The sequence below is a fragment of the Luteimicrobium album genome (assembly GCF_030161555.1).
GTDB classification, from domain to species: Bacteria; Actinomycetota; Actinomycetes; order Actinomycetales; family Cellulomonadaceae; genus Luteimicrobium; species Luteimicrobium album.
Genome location: NZ_BSUK01000001.1, coordinates 3,823,841 through 3,850,286 on the forward strand (window position 1 = coordinate 3,823,841; position 26,446 = coordinate 3,850,286).

Consider the following 26,446-nt stretch of genomic DNA (forward strand, 5'->3'; position numbering starts at 1 on the left):
GGTCCCGGCCCCGCCCCCGGCCGGTGCGAGCGCGATCAGTGCCCACGCCACCGGGTAGCCGAGCCGCGTGAACCCGATCACGCGGCCCGGACCCCACGCGCGCCCGGCCGCCGCCGCACCGAAGGCCCCCGCGAGAGCGCCGACACCCGTCCCGGCGAGCAGGAGCCCGTACCCGAGCGAGGACAGGCCGAGCTCCCGGAGCGCGAGCAGCGGGAAGACCGTGAGCGCGACCGCGTTCCCGAAGAACCAGACGTGCGTCGACCACGCCATCGGCGCCAGCAACCGGTGCCGGTAGGCCCACCGCAGGCCGTCGGCGATCTGGTCGCGCACCCGTTCCCGCGCCACGGGCGCGACGACCGTCTCCTCGACGGCGATCCGGGCGATCAGGACCGCGTCGACGACGTAGCTGACGGCGTCGACGAGGAGCGCGACCGGCGCTCCGAGCAGGCCGACGAGCGCACCCCCGACGGCCGGGCCGCCCGTCTGAGCGACCGCGGCGCTCTGGTCCAGGCGAGCGTTCGCGGGCAGCAGCCGGTCGGGCGCCACCACGCTCGGCAGGAACGCCTGGCCGGCGGCCGTTCCGACGAGCGAGAGCAGGCCGAACACGAAGAGCGTCGCCGCGACCAGCGGCAGCGACAGGGCGCCCGCCCACCACGCCACCGGGACGACGGCGAGCACCGCCGCGCGGGCCACGCTCGCCCAGACGAGCACGGGCCGGCGCCGGACGCGGTCCAGCACGACGCCGACGACGAGCCCGAACAGCAGGTACGGGAGGAGCTGCACCGCGTTCACGATCCCCAGCTCGACCGGTGTCGCGTGCAGGACGTTCACCAGGAGCACCGGGACGGCGACCGTCGTGACGGCCGAGCCGAGCCCGCTGAGCGTCGCGGCCGTCCAGAGCCGCGCGAACGCCGGCTCGCTCAGGACGTCGCGTCCGGGCTCCGCCGTGACCGGCCGGTCGCCGTCGGACGGCATCAGGTGGTCCGCCGCTCCGGGGCGGAGATCCCCGACAGGTGGTCGACCGGGCCGGGACCGCGTCCGACGTCGAGCCGGCCGCCGTCGCGGAGCGCGCCCGTCAGCCACGTCTTGGCGTCACGGAGCGTCGCCTCCCACGACGGGCGGACGGGACGGAGCGCTGCCAGCGCGCTCGACAGCGCGCAGCCCGTGCCGTGCGTGTGCGCCGTCTCGACGCGTTCGCCGTCCACGGTCACGACCGCGCCCGACGGCGCGACGAGCGTGTCCGGGGACCGTCGCCCGCCGAGGTGCCCGCCCGTGACGAGGACCCGGGTGTCGAGGCTGCCCGCGAGGGCCCGGGAGAGCTCGAGGATCTCCGCGCCAGACGCCGGCGGCGGCGCTCCCGCGAGCGCCGCGAGCTCCGCGACGTTCGGGGTCACGACGTCGGCCCGGGCCGCGAGGTCCCGCAGCGCGACGAGGGCCTCGTCGGCGCGCTCGCCCCGGCCGAGCAGGGGGCGGCCCGCGGCCGACGCCCCGAGCACCGGGTCGAGCACCACGTGCGGCGGGTCGACCCGGTCGAGCCAGGCGCCGATGGCGCGTGCGTAGGCCGCGCTCCCGACGAGCCCGATCTTGACCGCGTCGATCGTGACGTCGTCCGAGACGGCGTCGAGCTGCGCCACGAGGACCTGCACCGGCGGGTCGTACACCGACCGGACCCCGCGGGTGTTCTGCGCGACGAGCGCCGTCACGACCGCCATCCCGTAGGCACCGTGCGCGGCGAACGTCTTGAGGTCCGCCGCGACGCCCGCCCCGCCGGTCGGATCCGTGCCCGCGATCGTGAGGACGCGCGGCCTGCTGCTCGTGCTCACTTCGACGTGCGGTCCTTCGCGAGGTCCTGCAGGAACTCCTTGAGCAGCGGGCCGGCGGTCGTCGCGCCGTACTCCCCTCGTCGACGAACACCGCGACCCCGACGTCGCCGTCGGTCGCGATCATCCAGGCGTGCGACTTGTCGCCGTCACCGAACTGCGCGGTGCCGGTCTTGGCGCCGACGTCACCCGGGAGCGAGGACAGGATCGTGCCGGTGCCGTCCGTGACGACGGCGCGCATGAAGCCGTGCAGCGTGCTCGCCTCGGCCTTCGTGAGCTTGCTGGGCGGGGCGATCGCGGACGGCGTCGCTGACGGTGAGGCCGTCGCCCCGGACGTCTTCGACGGCTCGACGAGCACCGGCGAGACGCGCTTCCCGGCGGCGACGCTGGCCGCGACGGTCGCCATCGTCAGCGGCGAGGCCTCGACCCGGCCCTGGCCGATCATCGACGCGGCGTGGTCGGTCTCGCCGGTGCTCGTCGTCGGGACGGACCCGAAGAACGCGGGCACGCCGAGGTCGAGGGGACGCCGAGGCCCAGGTCGGCGGCGGCGTCGTGGAGCTGCTGCTGGGACACCTTGCCGGCCTGCGAGATGAACGCCGTGTTGCACGAGTTCGCGAACGCGGACTCGAGCGTGATGGTGCCCAGCGCCGACGACGGGTAGTCGGCGTCGTTCGTGAACTTCCGCCCGTCGACCGTGATCGAGGGCGTGCACGGGACCGTGGTCGAGGCCTTCTCGCCGTCGCGCAGCAGCGCGAGCGCGCTGGCGGTCTTCATGGTCGAGCCGGGCGCGAACTTCCCCGTCGTCGCCGTGGAGAGCCCCTTGCCTGCCGCGCCGCTCGCCGCCACCAGGACCTGGCCCGACGTGGTGACCGCGACGATCGCGCTCGCGACCTCCTGGTCCGCCAGGATGCCCTCGGCGTCGGTCTGGAGCGCGCTGTCGAGCGTGAGCTCCACCGGGGTGCCGTCGACGGCCTTGACGGAGAAGAGGTCGGTGCCGTCGTCGTCGCTTCCGTCCGAAGCGCCGCTGCTGAGGCCGCCGTCGCCGTCGTCGACCAGGCGGATCGAGATGCCGGCCTGGCCCGCGAGCTGGGCGTCGTACTGCTTCTGGATGCCGGACAGGCCGGTCTGGTCCCCCGGCTGGACGCGTCCGTCCGAGTCCTTGACGATGTCCGCCGTCGCGTCGCCGACGGTCCCGAGCAGGGGCGCGCCCAGTCGTGGGTCGGCGCGAGCGGCTCCTTCTCGTCGAGCGCGACGACGCCGGGGATCGCGGTGAGCTTCGACACGTCGGTCGGGTCGGAGGCGCGCAGCGTGATGGCCTCGACGAACGCCTTCGGCCCGGCGGCGCTCACCTGCTTCGCGTACGCGTCCGCGTCGAGGTCGAGGGCCTTGGCGAGCGCGCGCGCCGACGACTCCCAGTGCGCCCCGGTCGTGCGGGTCTTGTCGACGCCGATCACGTGCACGGCGCGGTCCTGGACGATCGCCTTCCCGTCGCCGTCCACGATCTTCGCGCGCTGCGGGCGCACCCGCGAGAACGTCACGTGCTGGTTGTCGGCAAGGTCCGGGAGCAGGACGGTCGGGTCCCACCGGACGGACCAGGCGTCCTTGCTCCCGGCCGACGACGTCGGCGCCGGGCTGCCGGTCGACGTCGCCGTCGCGTCCTTCGCGCCCTGGGCGAGGTGGACCGTCGTCGTGTACGACCAGGGGTGACCGGCCGCGACGGGCCACGACCAGGCGAGCGTCGCCGTCGCCTGGTCGTCGTGGTCCTTGACGCGGGCCACCTGCTTCACGGTGACGGTCGGACGCACGGGCACGGCCGCGAACACGTCCTTGCGCTCGGCGGTCGCGTCCGCGGGCGTCGCACCCGTCAGGGCGACGCCGTCCACGGAGCCACCCGCCAGTGAGGTCGCGAGCTGCGCGGCGGTGTCGTGGAGGGAGGTGTCGTCGGGTTTGTGCGTGCAGGCCGCCAGGCTCCCGACGAGCACGAGGCCCGTGACCGCGAGCAGCGCCGGCGCGCCGCGTCCCCGTCGTCGTGCCGCGCGGACCGTGGCTCGCGTGCTGGGCTGCGGCACCGTCGCCTCCCCTGTGTCGTGGATCGTGTCCCGAGGAGACTATGCGACATGTCCTGAAACGCGGAACCTCCTCAGGTCCCGAGGACCGCGTCGAGGAAGCCGGGGACGACGTCGGCGACCACCGGTTCGCCGCGCCGGAGCGCGTGGTCCGCGCCGGGCACGACGACGACCCGCCGCCCGGGCGCGTCCGGCGGCGTGCCGAAGGGATCACGGTCGCCCTGGACGACGAGCACCGGGACGCCCGCGCCGTCCAGCTCGGGCAGCCTGCTGCGCTCGGGCTTACCCGGAGGGTGGACGGGGAACGCGAGCGCGACGACCGCGACCGCCCCGGCTGCGGTCGCCGTGCGGCACGCGACCCGGGCACCCGACGAGCGCCCGCCCGCGACGAGCGGGAGATGGCGCAGCCCACGACGCCCGCGCACCACGCCGACCGCCTCGAGCCAGGCCGCGTCGAGCTGCGCCGCCGGGGCCGGAGCGCGCCGGCCGGCGACTCGATAGGGCTGCGTGAACCGCGCGACCAGCAGCCCGGAGGCGAGCGCCGCGTCACGCGCGGCGACGAGGTCGGGCGCGTCCACGGCCCCGCCCGCGCCGTGCCCGAGCAGCAGCACGCCGCGCGGGGTGCCGGACGGCCGCTCGAGGACGAGCTCACCCGGGCCCTTGGCCGTGGGCACCTCGAGCCGGGTCGCCCGTGTCACGCCACCCCTCCCCGTGTCGTCCCCGTCAGGCGCGGAGCGTCGCCCCGACCGCATCGGCGGCCGCAGCGACGACGCCCTCGCGCACGGCGGCGATGTCGTCGGCCGTGAGCGTGCGGTCGGCGGCGCGCAGGCGCAGCGAGAACGCGAGCGACTTCTTGCCCTCGCCGACCTGCGGCCCGGTGAAGACGTCGAAGAGCCGGAGGTCCTCGAGCAGCTCCCCCGCGCCCCGCGCGACGGCCGCCCGTACGTCCGCGGCGGGGACGGCGTCGTCGACGACGAGCGCGACGTCCTCCTTGGCGGCCGGGAACGCCGAGACCGGGGCGGCCTCGACGGGCTCGGTGGGCGCGGCGTCGAGCAGGACGTCGAGGTCGAGCTCGAACGCGACGGTGCGCGCGGGCAGGTCGAGGTTCTCCACGACCTGCGGGTGCAGCTCGCCCGCGTGCCCGACGAGCGTGCCGTCGGCCAGCGTGACCCGCGCGCAGCGGCCGGGGTGCCACGGGCGCTCGTCCGGGTCCGCGGCGACGACGACGGGCACGCGCAGCGTGTCCGCGACGAGGCGGACGGCATCCACCGCGTCGGCCCAGTCGGCGCGGCGGCCACCGCCCCACCAGCCCGTCGGCACGTGCTCGCCGGCCAGGACGCCCGCGACGTGGCGGGGCTGGCCGGGCAGCGCGTCCGCGAGCGCCGCGAGCTGCTCGGGCGTCGGGCGCGTGCCACCGGGAAGCGACGGCGCGACGAGAGCGCCCGCACCTGGGCGCGTCACGAGACCCTGCTCGACGACGGCCACGTCCGTCAGGCCGCGGCCGACGTTGCGGCGGACCGCCTGGAGCAGCGTGACGAGCAGCGAGGTGCGCATCGCGTCCTGCTCGTCGGACAGCGGGTTCACGAGCCGGACCGCGTGTCGGCGCGGGTCGTCGGCGGGGACCAGCAGCGCGTCCAGCTGGGCGTCCGCGACGAACGGGTAGGTCAGCACCTCGACGAACCCGGCGTCCGCGAGGGCGCGGGCGACCGTGCGCCGGCCGCGCTGCGCGGGCGTGAGACCCGTGCCGGCCGGCGACGGCGGCAGGACCGTCGGGATGTTGTCGTAGCCGTCGAGCCGCGCGACCTCCTCGACCAGGTCGGCGGGCGTGGTGAGGTCGGGCCGCCAGGTCGGCGGCACGACGCGCAGCACGCCCGGCTCGCCCGCGTTCTCGACGCCGCAGCCGATCAGGGCGAGCAGCTCGCCGACACGCTCGGGCGCGTACGCGACTCCGGTGAGGCGCTCGGCCTCAGCGACCGGGAAGAGGATCGGTGCGGGCGCCGTCGTGCGGTCGAGGTCGCTCACCGCAGGGTCCGCGGTCGCGCCGCCGTACTGCACGAGCAGGTCGACGACGCGCTGCGCCGCGACCGCCGCGAGCTGCGGGTCCACGCCGCGCTCGAACCGCTTGGACGCCTCCGACGCCAGCTTGTGACGCCGCGCGGTGCGCGCGATCGTCACCGGGTCGAAGTGCGCGGCCTCCACGAGCACGTCGGTCGTCGACGCCGAGACCTCGGTCGAGGCGCCGCCCATGACGCCCGCGAGGCCGAGGACGTGCGTGCCCTCGTCGCCGTCCGCGAGGCCCGGCGAGGCGGTGATGAGCAGGTCCTCGGGGTCGAGCGTGCGGTCGACGTCGTCGAGGGTGACGAGGCGCTCGCCCGCGCGCGCCCGGCGCACGACGATCGGTGCCTCGACCGTGGCGAGGTCGTAGCAGTGCGTCGGCTGGCCCAGGTCGAGCATCACGTAGTTGGAGACGTCGACGGGCAGCGAGATGGGCCTCATGCCCGAGAGCGTGAGACGGCGCTGCATCCACTGCGGGCTGACCGCGGCCGGGTCGATGCCGCGCACGATCCGTGTGACGAACCGGTCGCAGCCGACCTGCCCGTAGATCGGGGCGTCGTCGGACACCTCGACGGGGAACCCGTCGGGGGTGGCCGCGGGCAGCGGCGCGCCGAGCGCGCTCGGCAGCCCCGGGTCGGTGAAGCGGGCGCCGGTCGAGTGCGAGAACTCGCGCGCGACGCCGCGGTAGGAGAAGCAGTAGCCGCGGTCGGGCGTGACGTTGATCTCGAGCACCTTCTGCCCGAGGCCGAGCAGCGCGATCGCGTCCGAGCCGGGCGTGAGGTCGTGCCCCAGCTCCGCGGAGAAGCCGTGCTTCTCGAGCACGATGATGCCCTCGTGGTCCTGCCCGAGCCCGAGCTCGCGTGCGGAGCAGATCATCCCGTCGGACACGTGCCCGTACGTCTTGCGGCTCGCGATCGGGAACGGCCCGGGGAGCACAGCGCCCGGCAGCGCGACGACGACCTCGTCGCCGACGACGAAGTTGTGCGCGCCGCAGACGATGCCGCGCGGCACGCGTCGCTCGTCGTCGGTCCCGGCGCCCTCGACCACGTTGTGCCCACCGACGTCGACCTGGCACCAGTTGATCGTCTTGCCGTTCTTCTGGGGCTCGGGCTCCATCGCGACGACGCGCCCGACGACGACCGGTCCGGTCACGTCGGTCCCGTGGATCGCCTCCTCCTCGAGCCCGACCCGCACGAGGTCCGCGGCGAGCTGCTCGGCCGTGAGGCCCTCCGGGAGGTCGGTGTGCTCGCCGAGCCACTCGGTGACGACGTACGGCATCAGATCTCCGTCCCGAACTGGGCCGAGAAGCGGACGTCGCCCTCGACCATGTCGTGCATGTCAGCGATCGCGTGGCGCAGCATGAGCGTGCGCTCGATGCCCATGCCGAACGCGAAGCCCGAGTACTCCTCGGGGTCGATCCCGGCGGACCGCAGGACGTTGGGGTTGACCATCCCGCAGCCGCCCCACTCGATCCAGCCCGGCCCGCCCTTCTTCTGGGGGAACCACAGGTCCATCTCGGCGCTGGGCTCGGTGAACGGGAAGAAGCTCGGGCGCAGGCGCGTGCGCGCCTCGGGGCCGAACATCGCGCGGGCGAAGTGGTCGAGCGTGCCCTTGAGATGGGCCATCGTGAGGCCCTTGTCGATCGCGAGACCTTCGACCTGGTGGAACACCGGGGTGTGGGTCGCGTCGAGCGCGTCGGTGCGGAACACCTTGCCGGGGCACGCGATGTAGACGGGCACGCCGCGCTCGAGCAGCGTGCGCGCCTGCACCGGGCTCGTGTGGGTGCGCAGCACGAGGTTCGACGCGACGCCCGGCTCGCCGGAGTCGACGTAGAAGGTGTCCTGCATCTGGCGGGCCGGGTGGTCCGGGCCGAAGTTCAGGGCGTCGAAGTTGAACCACTCGGCCTCGAGCTCGGGCCCCTCCGCGATCTCCCAGCCCATCGACACGAACAGGTCGGCGATGCGCTCGGAGAGCAGCTCGAGGGGGTGCCGGGCGCCGCGGGTCGCGCGCTCGGTCGGGAGCGTCACGTCGACGGCCTCCTCGACGAGCACCCGCGCGGCGCGCTCGGCCTCGAGCTCGGTCTGCCGGGCGGCGAGCGCCTGGTTCAGCCGACCGCGGCGCGGGCCGACGAGCTTGCCGGCGCGTGCCTTGTCCGCAGGCTCCAGGCCGCCGATGGCCCGGTTGGCGAGCGCGAGGGCGGAGCGGTCGCCCGTGTGGGTCGTGCGCACCGCCTTGAGCGCCTCGAGGTCGGGGGCGGCGGCGACGTCGGCGAGGGCCGCGTCCACTGCGGCGTCGAGCGCGACCTCGTCGAGCGGCGACGGGGCGGCGGGCGCGTCCGCGCCGGTCTGGGCTTCCGGGGTTGCCTGGTCAGGGCTGGGCATGCGTGCCTCTCGTGACAGGTCCGCGGTCGGACCATCGGGGTCGGCGGGTGCTCGGGCGTCCGGAGCGGGGGCGCAGGGCCATGTCTGAACCTGCCTGAGAGCTACGAGCGCCGACGTGGGATTCTATGCGGCCCGCTCGCGCCACCTGCGTCGCAGCTCAGCGACGCGGCCCACGAACGGGCCACGGAAATCGACGACCCGCTCCCCGAAGCACCCTCTCATCGTCCCACACGGGGCGCTCCGGCCATCCCTCTTTCCATCGTGACACTCGCTTGCTAGCATCCTGTCATGCAAGCAATCCCGAAGGCGCAGTTCAACGTCTACCTGCCCCCCGACCTCGTCCGGGAGGTCAAGCACCGCAGCATCGACGAAGGCCTCAGCCTGTCGGCGCTCGTCGAGCGGGCGCTGCGTGACTACCTGGCCACCCCGCCCGCGACCGAGGAGGAACGATGACCACCCCCGCAGGACTCGTCGTCCGGCCCATCGTCTTCACCGCCCGTCCGGACGCCTGGCTCGCCGTCGTCGCCGCGCTCGGCGGGCGGACGCTCACCGACGACGGCGACTGGCACGTCCTCGCCCTCGCCTCGGGCCGGGTGGCCGTGCACGCCGTCCCGCCCGGTGACGCGCTCGACGGCACCCAGGTCCTCGGCTTCGAGAGCGACGACCTCGACGCCGTGGAGGCCGCCGTCGGCGTCCCTGTCGACGCCGACGCCGACGGGCCCGGGATCACCGTGACCGGTGCGGACGGGCTCCGGTTCCGCGTGCACAGCACGACGCCCGACGGGTCGTCCGACGGCGGCGCGGCGCCGACCGGGCGGACGAGCGTCCTGCCGCTGTGGTACTCCCCGACGTCGCGGAGGTCGCGGCGACGCTCGAGCGCCTCGGCCTGCGCCGTCGTATCACGTCCGACGTCGGCGACTGGGTGGACCTCGCCGCACCCGGCGGCGGGCTCGTCGCCGCGCACCGGGCCGAGCGGCCGAGCGTGCAGATCTCGTTCGAGCACCCGGACGTCCAGGCTCTCGCCGAACGGCTCGAGGCGGCCGGGATCGCCGCGACCGTGGTCGACGAGAGCTACGGCTTGAGCCTGCGGATCCCGAACCCCGACGCGGGCGTCGCGCCGGCCGTCCCGGCCGGCACCGAGATCTGGGTCAACCAGACGCAGACGGACCTCTACGGCTACTCACGCTCGGACACATGACGACCACCGAGCAAGCGGGTTCCCCGCCGAGCAAGCGGACCGACGCCGCTTGGTCAGCGAGGAACCCGCGTGCTCGGCGTCAGGAGGCGAAGCCCCAGCGCTCGACCTCCCGATACAGCGGGCCGCCCTGCGGGCCCTCGCCGGGACGCGACTCGACGAGCGAGAACCCGTCGACCGTCCACGCCGGGCCGGCGTAGACCGCGAGCGCCCGGGCCGCCGGATCGAGCTGCGAGCGGCAGGCGTCGCGCGACCGGCTGACCTTGCTCCTGCCCCACCGGGCCCGGGCCACGGTGAGGTGGGCGCGGTGCGGGCGGACGTCGTCGGGCACCTCGCGGACGCTCGCCGCGAGGGCGCCCTCGGCGAGCTCGCGGAGCGCGTCGGTGGCTCCGTCGACCCCCACCCACAGCACCCGGCCCGCGAACGAGCCCGCACCGCGGAGCCGGAGCTCGAAGGGCTCGGCCTCTCGCGCGAGATCGCGCAGCGCCTCGGAGAGCTCCGGGACGGCCCCCTCGGGGACGTCCGCGTAGAACGCGAGCGTCAGGTGCTGCGCGTCGCGCGGCACCCACCGAGGCGAGCCGCGGCGCCCGTCGGGAGCGTCGGGCAGGGTGCGGCCCGCCCCCACCGCGTCGAGCGCGAGGGCGAGGTGGTCGAGGACCGGGTCAGGCGGGAACACCGCCGCGAACAGGCGCACCCGACGATGCTGCCACGCCCACCGGGTCACCGGGCGCGACGTCGTCCGACGCGTCGACGCTCGGTGCCGACGGCGCAGCCTCGACGACGGGTCCGACGGCGCGCAGCCACACCCGGTCGCCGGGTCGCAGGTCGCGCAGCGCCGGGTCCGATCGGGAGCCGAGGACGTCCACGTCGCCGGAGCCGGGGACGTGCGCGACGAGCCGCGCCTCGAAGCCCACCCGCCGCAGCGACCCGACCTCGGCCTCGACGGCGCCCGGTGCGGCGGCCGCCAGCACCTCGACGTCGTGGGGCCGCACGAGCGCGCCGGCGAGCGACGTCGTCGGGCCGAGGAAGCGCATGACGAACTCGTTCACGGGCCGGTCGTAGACCTCGTCCGGCGTGCCGACCTGCTCGACCCGTCCCCCGTTCACGACGACGATCTCGTCCGCGACCTCGAGGGCCTCCGCCTGGTCGTGGGTCACGAACACCGTCGTGACGTGGACCTCGTCGTGCAGACGCCGCAGCCACTGCCGCAGCTCCTTGCGGACGGTCGCGTCGAGGGCTCCGAACGGCTCGTCGAGCAGCAGGACCTTGGGTTCGACGGCGAGCGCCCGAGCGAGCGCCATGCGCTGGCGCTGACCGCCCGACAGCTCGGACGGCAGCCGGTCGGCGAACGCCTCGAGGTGCACGAGGCGGAGCAGCTCGTCCACCCGGGCCGCGGTCTCGGCCTTGGGCCGCTTGCGGATCTCGAGCCCGAACGCCACGTTCCGCGCGACGCTCAGGTGGCCGAACGGCGCGTAGTGCTGGAACACGAAGCCGACGTCGCGCCGCCTCGCCGGGACGCGGGTGGCGTCCTTGTCGTCGATCACGACCGTCCCGGCGTCGGCCTGCTCGAGACCGGCGACGACGCGCAGGAGCGTGGTCTTGCCACCGCCCGAGGGACCGAGCAGCGCGGTGAGCGTACCGGAACGGACGGTGACGTCGACGTCGTCGAGCGCGACGAACGAGCCGAAGCGCTTGGTCAGGCCGCGGACCTGGATGCTCATCGGGTTCCTCCCTGGGAGCGGCGGAGCAGGCTCGTCGCGACGATGGTGAGGATCGCGACGGCCACGAGGACGAAGGTCACGGCGTAGGCCGCGTCGGGCTGCAGGAGGGTCTGGTACAGGGTGTCCACGCGAAGCGTCGCGGTCTCCGTCTGGCCCTGGATGTTGCCCGAGACCACGAGGACCGCCCCGTACTCGCCGATGCTGCGCGCGAGCGCGAGCACGACGCCGGTCACGAGCGCCGTGCGGATCCCGGGGAGCGTGATCCGCCAGAACCTCACCGGGGCGCTCGCACCGAGCGACTCGGCGGCCTGCTCCTGGTCCGTGCCGCGAGCGACCAGCACGGGGGCGACGGCACGGGTCACGAGCGGCATCGAGACGAACATGGTCGCGAGGACCATCCCGGGCACGGACAGGATCACCTGGATGCCCAGCGACTCGAGCGTCGGCCCGAACCAGCCGGTGCTCCCGTAGACGAGGATCAGCGCGAGGCCGACGACGATCGGCGAGACCGACACCGGGAGCCCGAGGAGCGTGTCGAGGACCCTCATGCCCGGCAGCCCCGAACGCGTGATGAGGAACGCGGCGACCGTCCCGAGCACGGTGGTCAGGGCGACGGAGATGAGCGCCACCTCCGCGGTCATCCGGAACGCATGGACCGCCAACGGGTCGGTGACGGCCGTGACGAAGGCGTCGAGACCGGGCTTGAACGTGCGCCACACGAGGACCCCGAGCGGCAGGACCACGAGCACGCCCACGTAGGCGACGACGAGCGTCCGCACGACCCGCCGCCCCGTCCGACGCTCGCCGGCCGGCGCGGTGACGGTGGGCTCAGCCATGGCGGCCCGCCCCTTCCGCTGGAGCAGCTCGACAGCGACGAGCACGAGCACGCTCACCGCGAGCAGGACGATCGCGAGCGACGCGGCCTGCTGCGTCGAGGTCACGGGGTTCGTGGCGTCCTCGAGCTTGCCGTAGATGAGGGCCGAGGCGACCTGCGTCTGCTTCGGGATGTTGCTCGAGATGAGCACGAGCGACCCGTACTCGCCGAGCGCGCGGGCGAACGCGAGCGAGGCGCCCGACGCGATCGCGGGCAGGATGACGGGCAGCACGACCCGTCGGAACACCGTCGGACCCGACGCCCCGAGCGACGCGGCCGCCTGCTCGGCGTCGCGGTCGAGCGCCTCGAGCACGGGCTGGACCGTGCGGACCGTGAACGGCAGGGTCACGAAGAGGAGCGTCACGAACAACCCCACCCGCGTCCCTACGAGGTCGACCCCGACGGGCGACGCCGGACCGTAGAGGGCGATCATCACGACGCCCGTGACGATCGTCGGGAGCGCGAACGGCACGTCGATCACGTGGTCGAGCAGCCGGGAGCCCCGGAACGGGTCGCGTACGAGCACCCAGGCAACCGTCGTGCCGACGACACCGTTGACGACTGCCACCGCGAGCGACAGGCCCGCGGAGAGCGTCAGCGCCGACAGCGCGACGGGCGACGTGACCGCGTCCACGAACGCCGTCCATCCGCCCTGCGCGCCCGTGACGACGACGGCGGCGAGCGGGATCAGGACGACGAGGCTGAGCCACAGCGTGACGAGCCCGAGGCCCGCCGCGGACGCCGGCCGCAGCACGCGCAGCCCGCGGCGCTCACGACGCGGCCGGGGCCGGCCCTCGTCTCGTCCGAGACGGGGGCCGGCCCCTGCGGCGCCGGTGCGGTGGCGACCGTCACGAGTCGCCCTCGATCGCGGTGACGAGGCCGCCGTCGCCGAAGAACTTCTTGTTCACGGCGTCCCAGCCGCCCAGGTCGGCGATGGTGGTGAGCTTCTTGACCTCGGGGAAGGGGTGCGACGGGTCGTTCGCGCCCTCGACGGTTCCCACCTCGACGGTCTTCGAGACCGGACGGAAGCCCTTGCTCGCGAAGATCTTCTGGCCGTCGTCGGACTGCACGAACGCGAGGAAGTCCTTCGCGGGCTTCGAGGCGGTCTTCGTGACGGCCGCGGGGTTCTCGATGAGGAACGTGTCGTCGGGGACGACGTAGTCGACGTCGTTGCCGGCCTGGCGGGCCGCGATCGCCTCGTCCTCGTAGGAGATGAGAACGTCGCCCGTGCCGCCGAGGAACTGGGTCATCGCGACCGCGCCGCTTGACGCGCGGGAGACGGTGTTGCCGAAGAACTTCGTCAGGTACGCCTTGGCGTCGTCCTCGGTGCCGCCCGTGGCGAGCTCGTGCTCGTAGGCGGCGAGGATGTTCCACTTGGCGGAGCCGGAGGACGCCGGGTCGGCGGTGACGATCTTCACGCCCGGCTTGACGATGTCGTCCCAGCCGGTGACGTGCTGCGGGTTGCCCTTGCGGGTCACGATCACGACGACCGAGTCGGACACGTTGCCCTGCGTGTCGTCCGAGCTCCAGCTCGCGTCGACCTTGGCGGGCACGAGGTTCTGGACGTCGGGCTCCACGGAGAACGCGACGTAGTCGGCCTTCTGCCCGGCGGCGACGGCCTTCGACTGCGAGCCGCTCGCGCCGAACGAGGAGGTGAAGGTGACGCCCTTGCCGGCGTCGGTCTTCTGGAACGCGGCCTCGAGGGCGTCGTAGGCGGGCTGGGGCACGGAGTACCCGACGACGGCGACCTTGTCCGCCGCGGAGCTCGACCCCGAGCACGCGGCGAGCCCCAGTGCGAGGGCGGCGGTCGTGGCGACGACGGCGGCTCGGGCGACGGGGCGCAGGGACGTGCGGCTCATGGGTCAGTCCTTCGGGCTCGGTGTATCGACCCGGCGGCGCCGGGATGGCCACACTCAACCCTTCTTGAGTGGTTAACTCAAGAACGTGTCCATCAGACGGACGTTTGTCTCACGATCCGGGGAAGGTTACGGGCCCGTCATCGAGCGTCCGAGGGCGGTGGCGTCCGGCCCATCGCGGCCCCGACACGGCGACGGTTCGGGCGGGTCCGCCACGCGTCCTCGTCGTCGATCAGCGCCGCGACCTCCGGCGGCATCGTGCCGCTCGCGAGGTCGTGCAAGGTCACCTCGTCCAGGACCGTCCGGATCGACGCGCGGAGCGCCACCCACAGGTCGCGGACGGAACCCGCCGCTCCCCGTAGGCCACGTCCTCCACGTGGCTGCCCGCGACGTTCGCGAGCGGACCGTCGATCGCCCGGACGACGTCCGCCACCACGATCCGGTCCGGGGACGCGACCAGCCGGTACCCACCGTCCGAACCGCGCCGGCTCTCGACCAGACCGGCCTGCTTGAGCTCGTTGAGGATGACGAGGACGAACGACAACGAGAGGTCCTGCGCCTCCGCGACCGTCGTGGCCTTGATGTACGGCGTCCCCGCCTCGTGCCGCGCGGCGAGCTCGACGCAGGCGCGGACGGCACTGTCGGTCTTCGAGGAGATGCGCACGGGCCCATTATCGGGGCTCGAGGACGACGACGGCGGTGTGCGGCCGTCGCGGGGCGAACCCGTCGAGATCGGTTCCCAGCCGCCGGAACGCGGCCCAGTGCCGCTCCCGCTCGGCGCCCTGGGCCTCGCGCGCCCGCACGGCGCGTGGACCGTCCGGTGTCACGACCACCGCGTCGGGCTGCGCCTGCAGGTTCAACCACCACGCAGGCTCGGCGGGCGCCCAGCCGTTCATCGCGAGCGTGACGAGGTCCGGCCCGTCCTCGTAGTACGCGACGATCACGTCGTGCTCACGACCGGACCGGCGCCCCGTCGTCCGCAGCAGCATCGTGCCCCATTTGTCCGACCGGGGCCGCCACAGCCCGCGCCGGCCACCGGTCACGCGGAAGTAGCCGCGGTGGACGACCCAGGCGGTCCGGACGAACCACCGCGGCGGCAGCCGGGGCTCGCGGCGCTCGCTGGGCGCCTCGTCGTGCTGGTCGGTCACGATCGGCCTCCCCGTCGTCGGGCCGGACCCCACGATCGTGGCACGACGGCGCGGGGCGCGGAAGACCGCCTGCGGCCTCAGCGCTGGGCGCGGCTCGACGCGTAGAGGCAGACGGTCGCGGCCGTCGCAAGGTTGAGCGACTCGGCGTGACCACGGATAGGCACCCGCACGCTCGCGTCGGCGAGCGCCAGCTCGGCGTCGGACAGCCCCTGCGCCTCGGTGCCGAACAGCCAGGCCGTGGGTGCGCGCAGGTCGGGGCCACCGTCGGCAGGAACGGCTTGTCCCCCGACGCCGACGGCACGGTCCGACAGGTCGTCGAGGTCGTGGTCGCCGCCGCCGTCAGCGGCCAGCACGACCAGCCCGGCAACCCGCAGCGCCGCGACGGCGTCCTCGACCGGGACGCCCGTGACCACGGGCAGGTGGAAGAGGGAGCCCGCCGTCGAACGGACGACCTTGGGGTTGAACGGCTCCACCGAGCCTTCCGTCAGCACGACGGCGTCGGCACCCGCGGCGTCGGCGGCGCGGATCACGGTGCCGGCGTTCCCGGGGTCGCGGACCGACGACAGGAGCGCGACGAGCCGCGGCGCGGGAACCGCACCACCGTGTGACGTGTCCGCCGCAGCGCCCTGCAGCACCTCGTCGAGCGACGTCCGCCAGGTCCGTGCCACGGCGAGGACGCCCTGGGCGTCCGCGCTCATCGCGGCCAGGACGTCGTCGGCGGTCTCGTGGAGCCACAGCCCGCGCCGCGGGCCGCGTCGACGATCTCGGGATAGCGCTCGGAGGCCGCTTCGGTCAGGTAGACGTCCACGACCCGGTCCGGCGCGAACCTGACCGCCTCGCGCACGGCCTGCGGCCCCTCGATGAGGAACCGCCCCGTACGCGAACGCACGGAACGCCCGGCCAGGGCCCGCACCTGCCGCACCCGGTCGCTGCGCGGGTTGCGCAACGCGGGGGCAGGGGCGGACGCCGGCCGGGCGTCCGTGGGGCGCGCGTCGCGCCCCTGGGGTCCGCGGGTCAGGCTGCAGCCTTGGGCGCGTTGACGTCCTCGGGCAGGGCGTCCTTGGCGACCTGGACGAGCGCGTTGAACGTCGCGACGTCGTTGACGGCCAGGTCCGCGAGCACGCGGCGGTCCACCTCGACGCCAGCGGCCTTGAGGCCCTGGATGAGGCGGTTGTAGGTCAGGCCCTGCGCGCGGGACGCAGCGTTGATGCGCTGGATCCACAGCTTGCGGAAGTCACCCTTGCGCGCCTTGCGGTCGCGGTAGGAGTAGACGAGCGAGTGGGTGACCTGCTCCTTGGCCTTGCGGTACAGACGCGAGCGCTGGCCGCGGTAGCCGCTGGCGCGCTCGAGGGTCGTACGGCGCTTCTTCTGGGCGTTGACCGCCCGCTTCACGCGTGCCACGTGATGCTCCTTGCGTTTCGGGGCTCAGGGGGTGAGGGTCGAGCCCGGCGGGGCTCAGGCTCCGGCCGGCGGGTCACGCCGGCACGGGACTCACTTACCGAGCAGCTTCTTGATCTTCTTGGCGTCGGCGGGGGCGACGACCTGGTCCTGCGCCAGACGGCGGGTGCGGCGGCTCGACTTGTGCTCGAGGTAGTGCCGGGCGTTGGTCTGCTCGCGCATGAGCTTGCCGCTCCCGGTGCTGCGGAACCGCTTCTTCGCGCCGGAGTGCGTCTTGTTCTTCGGCATGGCTGCCGTCTCTCCTCGGGTCTGGCCGGGCACCAGACGGTGCCCGACGGGTGCGGGCCGCGCGGACGCGACCCATGTCATGGGGTCAGCCCTTCGCCGCTCCGCCGCCCGGACGCGCGCCGGGGCGCGGCGTGGGCTTGGGGGCTGCCGGCTTGGGCGCTGCCGAGCGCGGCGCGCTCGGCCGGGGGCCGGTGCGGCGGGCCTGGGCGTGGCCGCGGGCCTGGGCGTCGTCGCAGGCTTCGGCGCGGCCGCAGGCCTCGGCGTCGTCGCGGCGGGCTTCGCGGCTGCCGGCTTGGAGGCGGCTGCCTTCGGCGTGGCCGGCTTCGCGGCAGCAGGCTTGGCCGCAGCAGGCTCGGTCGCGGCGGGCTCGACCGGCGCCGCGACGGGCTCGAGGGTCGGCTCGACCGCGGGCTCGACGGCCGCGGGCTCCACGACGGGAGCAGCAGCGACAGGCGCCTCGACCTCGGCCGGCGCCTCGGCCACGAGCTCCTCGGCCGTCTCGTCGGTCGCGCGCTCGGCGGCCTTGCGCTCCGACTTCGTCATGCGACCCGCGTCGATCTCGGTCGAGCGGCGACGCTGCTCCGTCTTGGCGTCCGCCTTCTTCTTGACCGGCCCGAGCACCATCGTCATGTTGCGCCCGTCCTGCTTGGGCGAGCTCTCGACGAAGCCCAGCTCCGCGACGTCCTGCGCGAGACGCTGAAGGAGGCGCATGCCCATCTCGGGGCGCGACTGCTCGCGACCGCGGAACATGATCATGACCTTGACCTTGTCGCCGGCCGAGAGGAAGCGGACGACGTGGCCCTTCTTGGTCTCGTAGTCGTGCGGGTCGATCTTCAGGCGGAACCGGATCTCCTTGAGGACGGTGTTCGCCTGGTTCCGCCGGGCCTCGCGCGCCTTCATGTCGGCTTCGTACTTGAACTTGCCGAAGTCCATGAGCTTGCACACGGGCGGGCGGGCGTCGGGGGCGACCTCGACCAGGTCGAGATCGGCGTCCTGCGCAAGACGCAGGGCAACCTCGGTGCGGACGACTCCGACCTGCTCCCCGTCGGGACCGATGAGTCGGACCTCGGGGACACGGATCCGATCGTTGATGCGAGGCTCGCTGATGTCTGGCTCCTTGGCAGTCGTGATGGCCGACCCCCAGGAACGGGAAAGGCCCCCGAACCTGGACACAGGTGGAGGCCGTCGCCGAGCGGGCGGCCCCCGACGGGGGCCGCAGCACGGAACCGGGCCGCTCCTCGAGGGAACTGCCCGGCGACTGACCCGGCCTCCGTCGCGGCTCAAGCCGTCGGTCGAGACCCGGGTGGGACGAATCCACTTGCGCACTCGTACGGTGGGATCCGTCGCTCTGTCGCTCAGGAGTCCGCCGCACAAGTCGGTCAGCCATCGAGTCTACCAGAGGACACGGGCGAGCCGGACGGCGTGGCGCACGCCCTGAGCACCGCATCGGCAGCACGCCCCGGGTGGGACGATGGTGCCATGAGCACCGACTCCCCGAGCCCCGCCGACGACGTCGCGCAGGCCACCCGCGACATCGCCGACGTCAACGCCGTCGAGGTCATCACCACCGCGGCCGTCCATCTCATGAGTGCGGCAGCCGTGAAGTGCGGCCTCGCGGAGGACGCCGAGGCACGGGAGCACCTCGACCTCGACGAGGCCCGCAAGCTCATCAACGCGCTCGCCGCCCTCGTGACGGCGAGCGCCCCGGACGTCGGCAACCAGCACGCTCGCTCGTTGCGCGACGGCCTGCGCTCGCTCCAGCTCGCGTTCCGCGAGGCGTCGGTGTACCCGGACGCGCCGGGCGAGGGCCCGGGCGAGAAGTACACGGGCTCGGTGGTCTGAGCCTGCCGCACGGTGCCCGTTCAGGATCGCGGCCCCGACGGGTCCCCTGGCGCGTCGGCGCGCCGCTTCGCCCGGGTGCTCGTAGCGTGGGCGCCATGAGCGACGACGCGCGCGAATGGACCCCTGACCTCGGCCGCCTCACGCAGGCCGCCGACGACGCCTTCACGGTCGGACGGGTGTTCGGCCAGGCCTACGAGCACCAGGGGACGCTCGTCATCCCCGTGGCGCGCGTCCTGGGCGCCGCCGGCACCGGAGCGGGCGGCGGGGCCGGCAACGGCTCCGGCGCCGGGAGCGGCAGCGGGTCGGGCAACGGCACCGGACGCGGTTCGGGCGGCGGGACCGGCCGCGGCTCCGGCCGGGGCAGCTTCTCGTTCCTGCGGCAGGGGTCCGTCTCCGGCAGCCAGCGGCTCGGGGCCGCCGAGGCCACCGGCGAGGAGGGCAAGGACCTCGTCGCCCCCGCGTCCGACGACGCACCTTCCGGGAACGGCAACGGCGCGAACGGCGACGCCCAGGCCGAGGCGAAGGGCGACCTCCAGGGCGAGGCGCACGGCGAGGCGACCGGCGACGCTCGCGGCGAGGCCGGGGCCGGCGGGGGCGCGTACGGCGTCCGCGTCAAGCCGGTCGGTGTCGTGGTCGTCGAGAACGGCGCCACGCGCTGGATCCCGGTCTTCGACCTCAACCGGACGATCGTCGGCGGTCAGGCCTTCGCGGCGGTCGCCGCGGTCGCGCTCGCGTGGGCGATCGGGCGCCGTCGCCGCTGAGACCCCGGCCGGGGCACGTCAGCCGCGCGCCGCGCCGATCCGCAGCTCGAGCGAGTCGACGCGTTCGCCGACGACCTCGCTCGCGCCCAGCCGCGCGTTGACCGCGGCCAGCACCCCGTCGAGACCCCCACGGTCCAGGCCCGGGTCGAGGCGCAGCACGACCGCGACCTCCGCCGTCCGGCCGGGCTCGGCGTCGACGCTCGCCACGTGCTGGAGCGGCGCCACCGCGGACGTCACCGCCTGGACCACCTCCGGGTCGACGACGCCGTCCTCGACGGCGGGACGCCACGGCTTGCCCTGCGCGAGCGCCCACACCGCCGGGCGCGGGACGAGGACCGTCGCGGGCCCAGCGGGATCGACGACCAGGAGCGACCAGTCCTCGCTGACCGCTGACAGCGCGGCGCGCGGCGCCTCGACGGGCACGGGGCGCGCGTCGGCGCGCCATGCCGTCATCGCGGCGACCGACGTGAACACGGGCAGCGCGCGGCGGCCGTCGGGAGCCTCGAGCGCCACGACCCCGGCGGACGCCTCCTTGTCGACGTGGAGGCCGTCCTCGGTCTCGCCCAGCTCCCCCAGCTCGGCGAGCACGGGCACGAGCACACGGGTCGCGGCCAGCCGGGCGACGACGTCGCGCAGCGCCGCACGGCCCGCGACGTGGCCGGCGAGGAGTTCGGCCAGCTCGGTGTCGGCGGAGCCGTCGTCGCCCGCGAACCCGGACGACGGCGGCAGGGCCCGCCCCCAGCGCTCACGGACGGCCCGCGACGTCGAGCGCCTGCGGGAGCGTGAACGCACCCGCGTAGAGCGCCTTGCCGACGATCGCACCCTCGACCCCGGTGGGGACGAGGGAACGGAGCGCCTCGAGGTCCGCGAGGCTCGAGATGCCGCCCGACGCGACGACCGGCGACGCGGTGCGGGCCGCGACGTCGCGCAGCAGGTCGAGGTTCGGGCCGCGCAGCGTCCCGTCCTTGGTCACGTCGGTCACGACGTACCGCGAGCAGCCCGCCGCCTCGAGCCGGTCGAGGACCTCCCACAGGTCCCCGCCCTCCTGCGTCCACCCGCGAGCGGCGAGCGTCGTCCCGCGCACGTCGAGCCCGACGGCCACGCGGTCGCCGTGCTCGGCGATGACGCGCGCGGTCCACTCGGGGTTCTCGAGCGCCGCGGTCCCGAGGTTGACGCGACGGCAGCCGGTCGCGAGCGCGCGCTCGAGGCTCACGTCGTCGCGGATGCCGCCCGAGAGCTCGACCTGCACGTCGAGGCGCCCCACGACCTCGGCGAGGAGCGCGGCGTTCGAGCCGCGACCGAACGCGGCGTCGAGGTCCACGAGGTGGACCCACTCGGCGCCGCCGGTCTGCCAGTCGAGCGCGGCGGTCAGCGGGTCGCCGTACGACGTCTCCGAGCCGGCCGCGCCCTGGACGAGGCGCACGGCCTGGCCGTCCGCGACGTCGACGGCGGGCAGCAGCACGAGGCGATCGGTCATCGAGGGTGCTCCAGGGGTTCGGGACCGGCGGGGCCGGTCGAGGTGCTTCGGGGATCGGGCGGGGTGCGACGGCGGGGTCGGTACCCGTCAGCGCAGGGTCGCGACCCAGTTCTCGAGCAGGTGCGCACCGGCGTCGCCGGACTTCTCGGGGTGGAACTGCGTCGCGGAGAGGGGACCGTTCTCGACGGCCGCCACGAACCGGTCGCCGTGCGTGGCCCAGGTGACGAGCGGCCGGATGGTGGTGCGTGCGAACGGCGAGTCCTCAGGGATGTCGGCCTCGAGGGGGAACTCCTGGGCGGCGTACGAGTGCACGAAGTAGAACCGCTCGCGCTCGACGCCCGCGAAGAGCCGCGACCCCTCCGCGGCCTCGACGGTCGCCCAGCCCATGTGCGGGACGACGGGTGCGTCGAGGCGCCGGACGGTCCCGGGCCACTCCCCCATGCCCTCGGTCACGACGCCGTGCTCGTCGCCCGCCTCGAAGAGGATCTGCATGCCCACGCAGATCCCGAGCACAGGCCGTCCGCCCGCGAGCCGGCGCCCGACGACCTCGTCGCCGCGCACCGCACGCAGCCCGGCCATGCAGGCGGCGAACGCGCCGACGCCCGGCACGACGAGCCCGTCGGCCTCCTGCGCGCGGCGCCGGTCGTGGGTCAGCTCGACGTCCGCACCCACGCGCTCGAGCGCACGCACGGCCGAGCGGACGTTGCCGAAGCCGTAGTCGAGGACGACGACGCTGGGGCGCCCGGACTCGCTCACACTGCCTTCTTCCGGTCGCGGCGCGCAGCGCGCCCGGCCTTGGTCATCATCCGCACGGCCTTGAGCCGGCCGACGCCGACGCTCGTGACCACGTCCGGGAAGTCGTCGACGGTCTCGGTGCCGAGCAGCAGGTTGGTCAGGCCTTCGGGAGCGCCGTCGAGCGCGAGGCCCGCGGCGAGCTCGTCGCCGACCGCACCGTCGAGCCACGTGTGGGCCGTGATCTGACCGTCGCGGTGCACGAGCAGCACCGCAGGCAGCCCGGGCGTCGCGCGCGTGATCGTCGCGGCCACCTGCTCGGGGCCGCCGACGGACGTGTCGCGGCACCAGACCAGCACCCCGACGCCCGACAGCACCGCGTCGACGGGGAGGCCGGCGATCGCGCACATCGCGGCTGCGGGCTCGGCTGCGCCGAGCTGGGTCACGACGACGGCGCGCGCCGGCTGGACGGCAGCCTCCGCAGCGTTCTCGGGGGCGCTCTCCGCACTCACAGCGCACCCTTCGTCGACGGGACGCCCTCGACGCGCGGGTCCAGCGCGACGGCGGCGCGCAGCGCACGGGCGAGCGCCTTGAACTGCGCCTCCACGATGTGGTGCGGGTCACGTCCCGCCAGCACGCGGACGTGCACGCAGATGCCGGCGTGGTGCGCGAGCGACTCGAGGACGTGCCGCGTCAGGGAACCGGTGAAGTGACCACCGATGAGGTGGTACTCCTGCCCCTCGGGCTCGCCCGAGTGCACGAGGTACGGCCGGCCCGACACGTCCACGACCGCGAGCGCGAGCGCCTCGTCGAGCGGGACGGTCGCGTCACCGAAGCGCGCGATGCCGCGCTTGTCCCCCAGCGCCTGGCGCAGCACCTCGCCCAGGACGATCGCGGTGTCCTCGACCGTGTGGTGCACGTCGATGTGCGTGTCGCCCGTCGAGCGCACCGTGAGGTCGAAGAGCGCGTGCTTACCGAGCGCCGTGAGCATGTGGTCGAAGAAGGGGACGCTCGTCGAGACGTCCGTCCGGCCCGTGCCGTCGAGGTCGAGCTCGACGACGACGCTCGACTCGCTCGTCGCACGCTCGACGCGCGCGGTGCGGTGCCCCGGCCCGCCCGGCTGCGTCGCGTCGGGAACCTGCCCCGCCGCCGCGTCCGTGGTCGGTGCGCTCATCGTGCCTCCTCCAGTCCGGCCACCCGCACGAGGGCGGCCTTGAACGTCTCCATCTCCTGCGGCGTGCCGACCGACACCCGCAGCCATCCCTCGGGCCCGACCTCGCGGATCAGCACGCCCTCGTCGAGCATCCCCTGCCAGACGGCGTGCCGGTCGGCGAACCGGCCGAACAGCACGAAGTTCGAGTCCGAGTCGGCGACCTCGAGCGGGCGTCCGTCGAGGAGGCGCCCGCGCAGCCACTCGGCGGTCGCGTCGCGCTCGGCGCGCAGCGACCCGATCTGGGCCATGAGCTCGTCCGAGTGCTCGAGCGCCGCGCGCGCGACCGCCTGCGTCACCGCCGACAGGTGGTACGGCAGCCGCACGACGCGCAGCGCGTCGACCAGCTCGCGCGAGGCCGCCAGGTAGCCCACGCGCGCGCCCGCCATCCCGAAGGCCTTCGACATCGTGCGGGAGACCGCGAGGTTCGGGTGGCCGGCCAGCAGCTCGAGCGCGCTCGGGACGCCGCGCCGCCGGAACTCGCCGTACGCCTCGTCGACGACGACGACGGGCGACGCGCCCGCCGCGCCGTCGACCTCGACCCGGGCGGCGGCGTCGAGCACGGCCTCGACCGTGGCGAGCGGCAGAGCAGTTCCGGTCGGGTTGTTGGGGCTCGCGAGCAGGATCACGGCGGGCCGCACCTCCGCGACGGTCGCGGCCGCACGGTCGGGGTCGAGCGTGAAGTCCTCCTCGCGCCGTCCCGCGACCCAGCCGGTCATCGCGTCGCGCGCGTACTCGGGGTACATCGAGTACGTGGGCGCGAACGAGAGGACGGTGCGGCCCGGGCCGCCGAAGGCCTGGAGCAGCTGGAGCATGACCTCGTTGGAGCCGTTGGCGGCCCAGAGCTGCTCGGGCCCCAGCCGGACCCCCGACTCGACGGCGAGGTAGTCGGCGAGGTCGGCGCGCAGGTCGAGGAACTCGCGGTCGGGGTAGCGGTTGAGCCCGTGCGCCGCCTGGGTGACGCGGCGCGCGATGCTCGCGACCACGGCGTCCGACGGCGGGTACGGGTTCTCGTTCACGTTGAGCAGGACCGGCACGTCGAGCTGGGGCGCGCCGTACGGTACCTCGTCCGCGAGGTCGGCGCGCAGGGGCAGCCGACCGCCTCCCGTGCCGCGCGTCGCGTCATGGTGCCGCACGCCGGGGGCGGACGGCACGGACGACGGCGCAGGCAGCGTGGGAGTCACGGGGCCAGTCTACGGAGGACGCCCGGGACACCGACGTGACGTCCGGCACGCGGGCACCTGACCTGCACCGTATGCCGGGATCGCGTCGCGCGACGCGGGCCTCGCGATGCCACCGTGGAAGGAGGCCCCCGACGGGCGGGTGAGCCGAACCCCAGGGGGTCGGCGCTGAGCGCGTGGGGACGGCGGGGCGGGGCGTCGGGGGCCGCCCGTAGAGTCGACCGGGTGAACGAGCCGACGACGCACCCCACGCCCGCCGCCCCGACCGCCCGCGCCGCGTTGCGCGAGGAGGCCGAGGGCGTCCTGCGTGCGCTCGTCGGACGCGAGGACGCCCGGCTGCGCGAGGACCAGTGGCGCGCGATCGAGGCCCTCGTCGCGGACTCCCGGCGGGCGCTCGTCGTGCAGCGCACCGGCTGGGGAAGTCGGCGGTCTACTTCGTCGCGACCGCCCTGCTGCGCGCCCGCGGCGCCGGGCCGACCGTGCTCGTCTCGCCCCTGCTCGCGCTCATGCGCGACCAGGTCGGCGCGGCGCAGCGTGCGGGGATCCGGGCCGTGACCATCAACTCGTCGAACGTCACCGAATGGGACGAGATCCACGCGGCGATCGCCGCGGGCGAGGTCGACGTCCTGCTGTGCTCGCCCGAACGGCTCAACAACCCCGGGTTCCGCGACGAGGTCCTCCCCGGCTGGCCGCCGACGCCGGGCTCGTCGTGGTCGACGAGGCGCACTGCGTGTCCGACTGGGGCCACGACTTCCGGCCCGACTACCGGCGCATCCGCACCCTGCTCGCCGACCTGCCGCCCGGCATCCCCGTGCTCGCGACGACGGCCACGGCGAACGCGCGCGTCGTCGCGGACGTCGCGGAGCAGCTCGGCGTCCGCGGCGACGCCCCCGCTCCGGGACCGGGTGCCGACGTGCTGGTGCTGCGCGGCGCGCTCGACCGCGAGTCGCTCCACCTGGCGGTCGTCGACCTGCCCGACCCGTCGACCCGGCTCGCGTGGCTCGCCGAGGTCCTGCAGGACGCGCCGGGCTCGGGGATCGTCTACTGCCTGACCGTGTCGCAGGCCGAGCAGGTCGCGAGCCAGCTCCGTGCGACCGGCCTCGCCGTCGCCGCGTACACGGGGCAGACCGACCCCGCGGAGCGCGAGGCACTCGAGGCCGACCTCAAGGAGAACCGCGTCACGGCCCTGGTCGCGACCAGCGCGCTCGGCATGGGCTTCGACAAGCCCGACCTGGCGTTCGTCATCCACCTCGGCGCGCCGTCGTCGCCCATCGCCTACTACCAGCAGGTCGGGCGCGCGGGGCGCGGGGTCGAGCGCGCCGTCGTCGTCCTGCTGCCCGGCACCGAGGACCAGCGGATCTGGGAGTACTTCGACTCTCTCGGCTTCCCGCCCGAGCCGAAGGTGCGCGTCGTGCTCGACGCGCTCGGCTCGGCGGCCGAGGGGCGGCCGATGTCCGTCGCGCAGCTCGAGACGCACGTCGACCTCAAGCGCTCGCGTCTCGCGCAGATGCTCAAGGTGCTCGACGTCGACGGCGCGGTCCGGCGCGTCCAGGGCGGCTGGGTCGCGACCGGGCGGCCGTGGGAGTACGACGCCGAGCGCTACGCGCGGGTCGCCGAGACCCGCGCGGACGAGCAGCGGGCGATGGTCGACTACGAGCGCACGACGGGGTGTCGCATGGCGTTCCTGCGCGAGGTGCTCGACGACCCCGAGCTCGAGCCGGGCTGGCGGTGCGGACGCTGCGACCGCTGCGGCGGCGTCGAGCTGCCGGGCGCCCCGGACCCGGACGCCGTGGCCGAAGCCCGGCACGACCTGGACCGGCCCGGCGTCGAGATCGTCGCGCGACGGCAGTGGCCCAGCGGCATGGACGCGCTCGGCCTCGACCTGCGCGGTCGGATCGACCCCGACGAGCGCGCCGAGACCGGTCGCGCGGTGGCCAGGCTCGACGGCCTCGGCTGGTCCGGGCCGCTCCGCGACCTGTTCGCGGCCGCCACCCCCGACGGCGAGACGCCCATACCGCTGCGCACCGCGGCCGTCCGGGTGCTCGACGACTGGCTCGGGCCCGACGGCGCCGGGACCGTCGACTGCGTCGTCGGGATCCGCTCGGCGACCCGCCCCCAGCTCGTCGCCCACCTGGCCGGTGGGCTCGCCCGCTACCTCGGGGTGCCGGTCGCCGGGTCCGTCGGGCCGGTGCCCGGACGCGAGGAGCCCGGCAGCCACGACGTGAACTCCACCGCACGGCTCGCGGGCGTGGTCCGGCGCCTCGGTCCCGACGAGGGGCTCGACGTCGCCGGCAAGCGCGTCCTGCTCGTCGACGACCGCACAGACTCGGGCTGGACCCTCACCGTCGTCGCGCGGGCGCTGCGGCGCGCGGGCGCCACCGCGGTGCTGCCGTTCGTGCTCGCGGTGGGCTGAGGCGAACGTGGGCGGCGCGGCCCCGGAC

The 26,446-nt window shown here is 74.6% G+C and carries 23 protein-coding genes and 5 pseudogenes; 5 read left to right on the forward strand and 23 right to left on the reverse strand.

Translation table 11 applies throughout. The features are described 5' to 3' along the window. Positions 1 to 45 precede the first annotated feature (45 nt). The 6 genes and pseudogenes from QQK45_RS19650 to pheS form a co-directional block, all read right to left on the reverse strand. Positions 46 to 975, reverse strand: a pseudogene (locus QQK45_RS19650) (MFS transporter); the annotation flags it as partial. Further along, positions 975 to 1,823 carry a bifunctional hydroxymethylpyrimidine kinase/phosphomethylpyrimidine kinase gene (thiD, locus tag QQK45_RS19655; protein WP_284294654.1) on the reverse strand — a complete coding sequence of 283 codons (849 nt, stop codon included), beginning with the start codon at positions 1,821 to 1,823 and terminating at the stop codon, positions 975 to 977. The pseudogene QQK45_RS19650 and the gene thiD, both read right to left, overlap by 1 nt. A gap of 175 nt (positions 1,824 to 1,998) precedes the next feature. Continuing rightward, positions 1,999 to 3,545: pseudogene (locus tag QQK45_RS23485) on the reverse strand (penicillin-binding transpeptidase domain-containing protein); the annotation flags it as partial. Positions 3,546 to 3,960: 415 nt separating this feature from the next. Then, a complete protein-coding gene (locus QQK45_RS19670) occupies positions 3,961 to 4,584 on the reverse strand; it encodes an alpha/beta hydrolase family protein (protein WP_284294657.1) in 624 nt (207 codons plus the stop codon). A 25-nt stretch (positions 4,585 to 4,609) separates the two neighbouring features. After that, positions 4,610 to 7,219: a phenylalanine--tRNA ligase subunit beta gene (gene pheT, locus QQK45_RS19675; RefSeq protein ID WP_284294658.1), complete on the reverse strand. Its 2,610-nt coding sequence runs from the start codon at positions 7,217 to 7,219 to the stop codon at positions 4,610 to 4,612. Continuing rightward, positions 7,219 to 8,322, reverse strand: a complete 1,104-nt coding sequence (pheS, locus tag QQK45_RS19680; protein ID WP_284294659.1) for a phenylalanine--tRNA ligase subunit alpha — start codon at positions 8,320 to 8,322, stop codon at positions 7,219 to 7,221. The genes pheT and pheS overlap by 1 nt, the downstream gene beginning before the upstream one ends. A gap of 288 nt (positions 8,323 to 8,610) precedes the next feature. Between pheS and QQK45_RS19685 the strand changes: the two genes are divergently transcribed. Further along, entirely contained in the window at positions 8,611 to 8,775 is a 165-nt protein-coding gene (locus tag QQK45_RS19685; protein WP_284294660.1) for a ribbon-helix-helix domain-containing protein, read from the forward strand. Positions 8,776 to 9,157: 382 nt separating this feature from the next. Further along, positions 9,158 to 9,520: a hypothetical protein gene (locus QQK45_RS19690; protein ID WP_284294661.1), complete on the forward strand. Its 363-nt coding sequence runs from the start codon at positions 9,158 to 9,160 to the stop codon at positions 9,518 to 9,520. 79 nt (positions 9,521 to 9,599) lie between these two features. On the opposite strand, the gene thpR is transcribed toward QQK45_RS19690, so the two are convergent. The 11 genes and pseudogenes from thpR to infC form a co-directional block, all read right to left on the reverse strand. Continuing rightward, the gene (thpR, locus tag QQK45_RS19695) at positions 9,600 to 10,211 is read right to left on the reverse strand and encodes an RNA 2',3'-cyclic phosphodiesterase (RefSeq protein ID WP_284294662.1); all 612 of its coding nucleotides are present in this window, start codon (positions 10,209 to 10,211) and stop codon (positions 9,600 to 9,602) included. Beyond that, a complete protein-coding gene (locus tag QQK45_RS19700) occupies positions 10,180 to 11,238 on the reverse strand; it encodes a sulfate/molybdate ABC transporter ATP-binding protein (RefSeq protein WP_284294663.1) in 1,059 nt (352 codons plus the stop codon). The genes thpR and QQK45_RS19700 overlap by 32 nt, the downstream gene beginning before the upstream one ends. After that, positions 11,235 to 12,866, reverse strand: coding sequence for a sulfate ABC transporter permease subunit (locus QQK45_RS19705; RefSeq protein ID WP_284294664.1), 1,632 nt, complete (start codon positions 12,864 to 12,866; stop codon positions 11,235 to 11,237). The genes QQK45_RS19700 and QQK45_RS19705 overlap by 4 nt, the downstream gene beginning before the upstream one ends. Before the next feature lie 94 nt (positions 12,867 to 12,960). Further along, the gene (locus QQK45_RS19710) at positions 12,961 to 13,971 is read right to left on the reverse strand and encodes an extracellular solute-binding protein (RefSeq protein WP_284294665.1); all 1,011 of its coding nucleotides are present in this window, start codon (positions 13,969 to 13,971) and stop codon (positions 12,961 to 12,963) included. A gap of 137 nt (positions 13,972 to 14,108) precedes the next feature. Next, positions 14,109 to 14,255, reverse strand: a complete 147-nt coding sequence (locus tag QQK45_RS19715) for a hypothetical protein (RefSeq protein WP_284294666.1) — start codon at positions 14,253 to 14,255, stop codon at positions 14,109 to 14,111. After that, positions 14,252 to 14,632: an RrF2 family transcriptional regulator gene (locus QQK45_RS19720; protein ID WP_284294667.1), complete on the reverse strand. Its 381-nt coding sequence runs from the start codon at positions 14,630 to 14,632 to the stop codon at positions 14,252 to 14,254. The genes QQK45_RS19715 and QQK45_RS19720 overlap by 4 nt, the downstream gene beginning before the upstream one ends. Positions 14,633 to 14,639: 7 nt before the next feature. Next, complete coding sequence (locus tag QQK45_RS19725) at positions 14,640 to 15,116, reverse strand: nitroreductase/quinone reductase family protein (protein WP_284294668.1); 477 nt, start codon at positions 15,114 to 15,116, stop codon at positions 14,640 to 14,642. Positions 15,117 to 15,193: 77 nt separating this feature from the next. Beyond that, positions 15,194 to 16,062 (reverse strand): annotated as a pseudogene (locus tag QQK45_RS19730) (TrmH family RNA methyltransferase). 68 nt (positions 16,063 to 16,130) lie between these two features. Then, on the reverse strand, positions 16,131 to 16,517 hold the full coding sequence (gene rplT, locus QQK45_RS19735; RefSeq protein ID WP_284294669.1) for a 50S ribosomal protein L20: 387 nt from the start codon (positions 16,515 to 16,517) through the stop codon (positions 16,131 to 16,133). Positions 16,518 to 16,607: 90 nt separating this feature from the next. Then, entirely contained in the window at positions 16,608 to 16,802 is a 195-nt protein-coding gene (gene rpmI / locus QQK45_RS19740) for a 50S ribosomal protein L35 (RefSeq protein WP_036951275.1), read from the reverse strand. A gap of 660 nt (positions 16,803 to 17,462) precedes the next feature. Beyond that, a pseudogene (gene infC / locus QQK45_RS19745) lies at positions 17,463 to 18,128 on the reverse strand (translation initiation factor IF-3); the annotation flags it as partial. 153 nt (positions 18,129 to 18,281) lie between these two features. On the opposite strand from infC, the gene QQK45_RS19750 reads away from it, so the two are divergent. Beyond that, positions 18,282 to 18,644 (forward strand): DUF1844 domain-containing protein, encoded by a 363-nt coding sequence (locus QQK45_RS19750; protein ID WP_284294670.1) that lies wholly within the window; start codon positions 18,282 to 18,284, stop codon positions 18,642 to 18,644. Between the two features lie 95 nt (positions 18,645 to 18,739). After that, the gene (locus QQK45_RS19755; protein WP_284294671.1) at positions 18,740 to 19,405 is read left to right on the forward strand and encodes a hypothetical protein; all 666 of its coding nucleotides are present in this window, start codon (positions 18,740 to 18,742) and stop codon (positions 19,403 to 19,405) included. 18 nt (positions 19,406 to 19,423) lie between these two features. On the opposite strand, the gene QQK45_RS19760 is transcribed toward QQK45_RS19755, so the two are convergent. From QQK45_RS19760 to QQK45_RS19785, 6 genes are all read right to left on the reverse strand, one after another. After that, positions 19,424 to 20,197: an SseB family protein gene (locus tag QQK45_RS19760; RefSeq protein ID WP_284294672.1), complete on the reverse strand. Its 774-nt coding sequence runs from the start codon at positions 20,195 to 20,197 to the stop codon at positions 19,424 to 19,426. Beyond that, positions 20,151 to 20,882, reverse strand: coding sequence for a bifunctional 1-(5-phosphoribosyl)-5-((5-phosphoribosylamino)methylideneamino)imidazole-4-carboxamide isomerase/phosphoribosylanthranilate isomerase PriA (priA, locus tag QQK45_RS19765; protein WP_284294673.1), 732 nt, complete (start codon positions 20,880 to 20,882; stop codon positions 20,151 to 20,153). Before priA ends, QQK45_RS19760 begins: the two co-directional genes overlap by 47 nt. An 87-nt stretch (positions 20,883 to 20,969) precedes the next feature. Further along, positions 20,970 to 21,638, reverse strand: a complete 669-nt coding sequence (gene hisH / locus QQK45_RS19770) for an imidazole glycerol phosphate synthase subunit HisH (protein WP_284294674.1) — start codon at positions 21,636 to 21,638, stop codon at positions 20,970 to 20,972. Further along, entirely contained in the window at positions 21,635 to 22,126 is a 492-nt protein-coding gene (locus QQK45_RS19775; RefSeq protein WP_284294675.1) for a hypothetical protein, read from the reverse strand. The genes hisH and QQK45_RS19775 overlap by 4 nt, the downstream gene beginning before the upstream one ends. Beyond that, positions 22,123 to 22,788 carry an imidazoleglycerol-phosphate dehydratase HisB gene (hisB, locus tag QQK45_RS19780; RefSeq protein ID WP_284294676.1) on the reverse strand — a complete coding sequence of 222 codons (666 nt, stop codon included), beginning with the start codon at positions 22,786 to 22,788 and terminating at the stop codon, positions 22,123 to 22,125. The genes QQK45_RS19775 and hisB overlap by 4 nt, the downstream gene beginning before the upstream one ends. After that, entirely contained in the window at positions 22,785 to 23,960 is a 1,176-nt protein-coding gene (locus QQK45_RS19785) for a histidinol-phosphate transaminase (RefSeq protein ID WP_284295117.1), read from the reverse strand. The genes hisB and QQK45_RS19785 overlap by 4 nt, the downstream gene beginning before the upstream one ends. A 270-nt stretch (positions 23,961 to 24,230) precedes the next feature. Between QQK45_RS19785 and QQK45_RS19790 the strand changes: the two are divergent. After that, positions 24,231 to 26,418 (forward strand): annotated as a pseudogene (locus tag QQK45_RS19790) (RecQ family ATP-dependent DNA helicase). The last annotated feature ends 28 nt before the right edge of the window (positions 26,419 to 26,446 follow it).

What these genes read in the sequence shown, in the direction of transcription:
- pheT (WP_284294658.1), bottom strand. Translation starts at nt 7,219, where the DNA reads ATGCCGTACGTCGTCACCGAGTGGCTCGGCGAGCACACCGACCTCCCG.
- QQK45_RS19710 (WP_284294665.1), bottom strand. Translation starts at nt 13,971, where the DNA reads ATGAGCCGCACGTCCCTGCGCCCCGTCGCCCGAGCCGCCGTCGTCGCC.
- pheS (WP_284294659.1), bottom strand. Translation starts at nt 8,322, where the DNA reads ATGCCCAGCCCTGACCAGGCAACCCCGGAAGCCCAGACCGGCGCGGAC.
- QQK45_RS19750 (WP_284294670.1), top strand. Translation starts at nt 18,282, where the DNA reads ATGAGCACCGACTCCCCGAGCCCCGCCGACGACGTCGCGCAGGCCACC.
- QQK45_RS19685 (WP_284294660.1), top strand. Translation starts at nt 8,611, where the DNA reads ATGCAAGCAATCCCGAAGGCGCAGTTCAACGTCTACCTGCCCCCCGAC.
- QQK45_RS19700 (WP_284294663.1), bottom strand. Translation starts at nt 11,238, where the DNA reads ATGAGCATCCAGGTCCGCGGCCTGACCAAGCGCTTCGGCTCGTTCGTC.
- QQK45_RS19755 (WP_284294671.1), top strand. Translation starts at nt 18,740, where the DNA reads ATGAGCGACGACGCGCGCGAATGGACCCCTGACCTCGGCCGCCTCACG.
- hisB (WP_284294676.1), bottom strand. Translation starts at nt 22,788, where the DNA reads ATGAGCGCACCGACCACGGACGCGGCGGCGGGGCAGGTTCCCGACGCG.
- rpmI (WP_036951275.1), bottom strand. Translation starts at nt 16,802, where the DNA reads ATGCCGAAGAACAAGACGCACTCCGGCGCGAAGAAGCGGTTCCGCAGC.
- priA (WP_284294673.1), bottom strand. Translation starts at nt 20,882, where the DNA reads ATGACCGATCGCCTCGTGCTGCTGCCCGCCGTCGACGTCGCGGACGGC.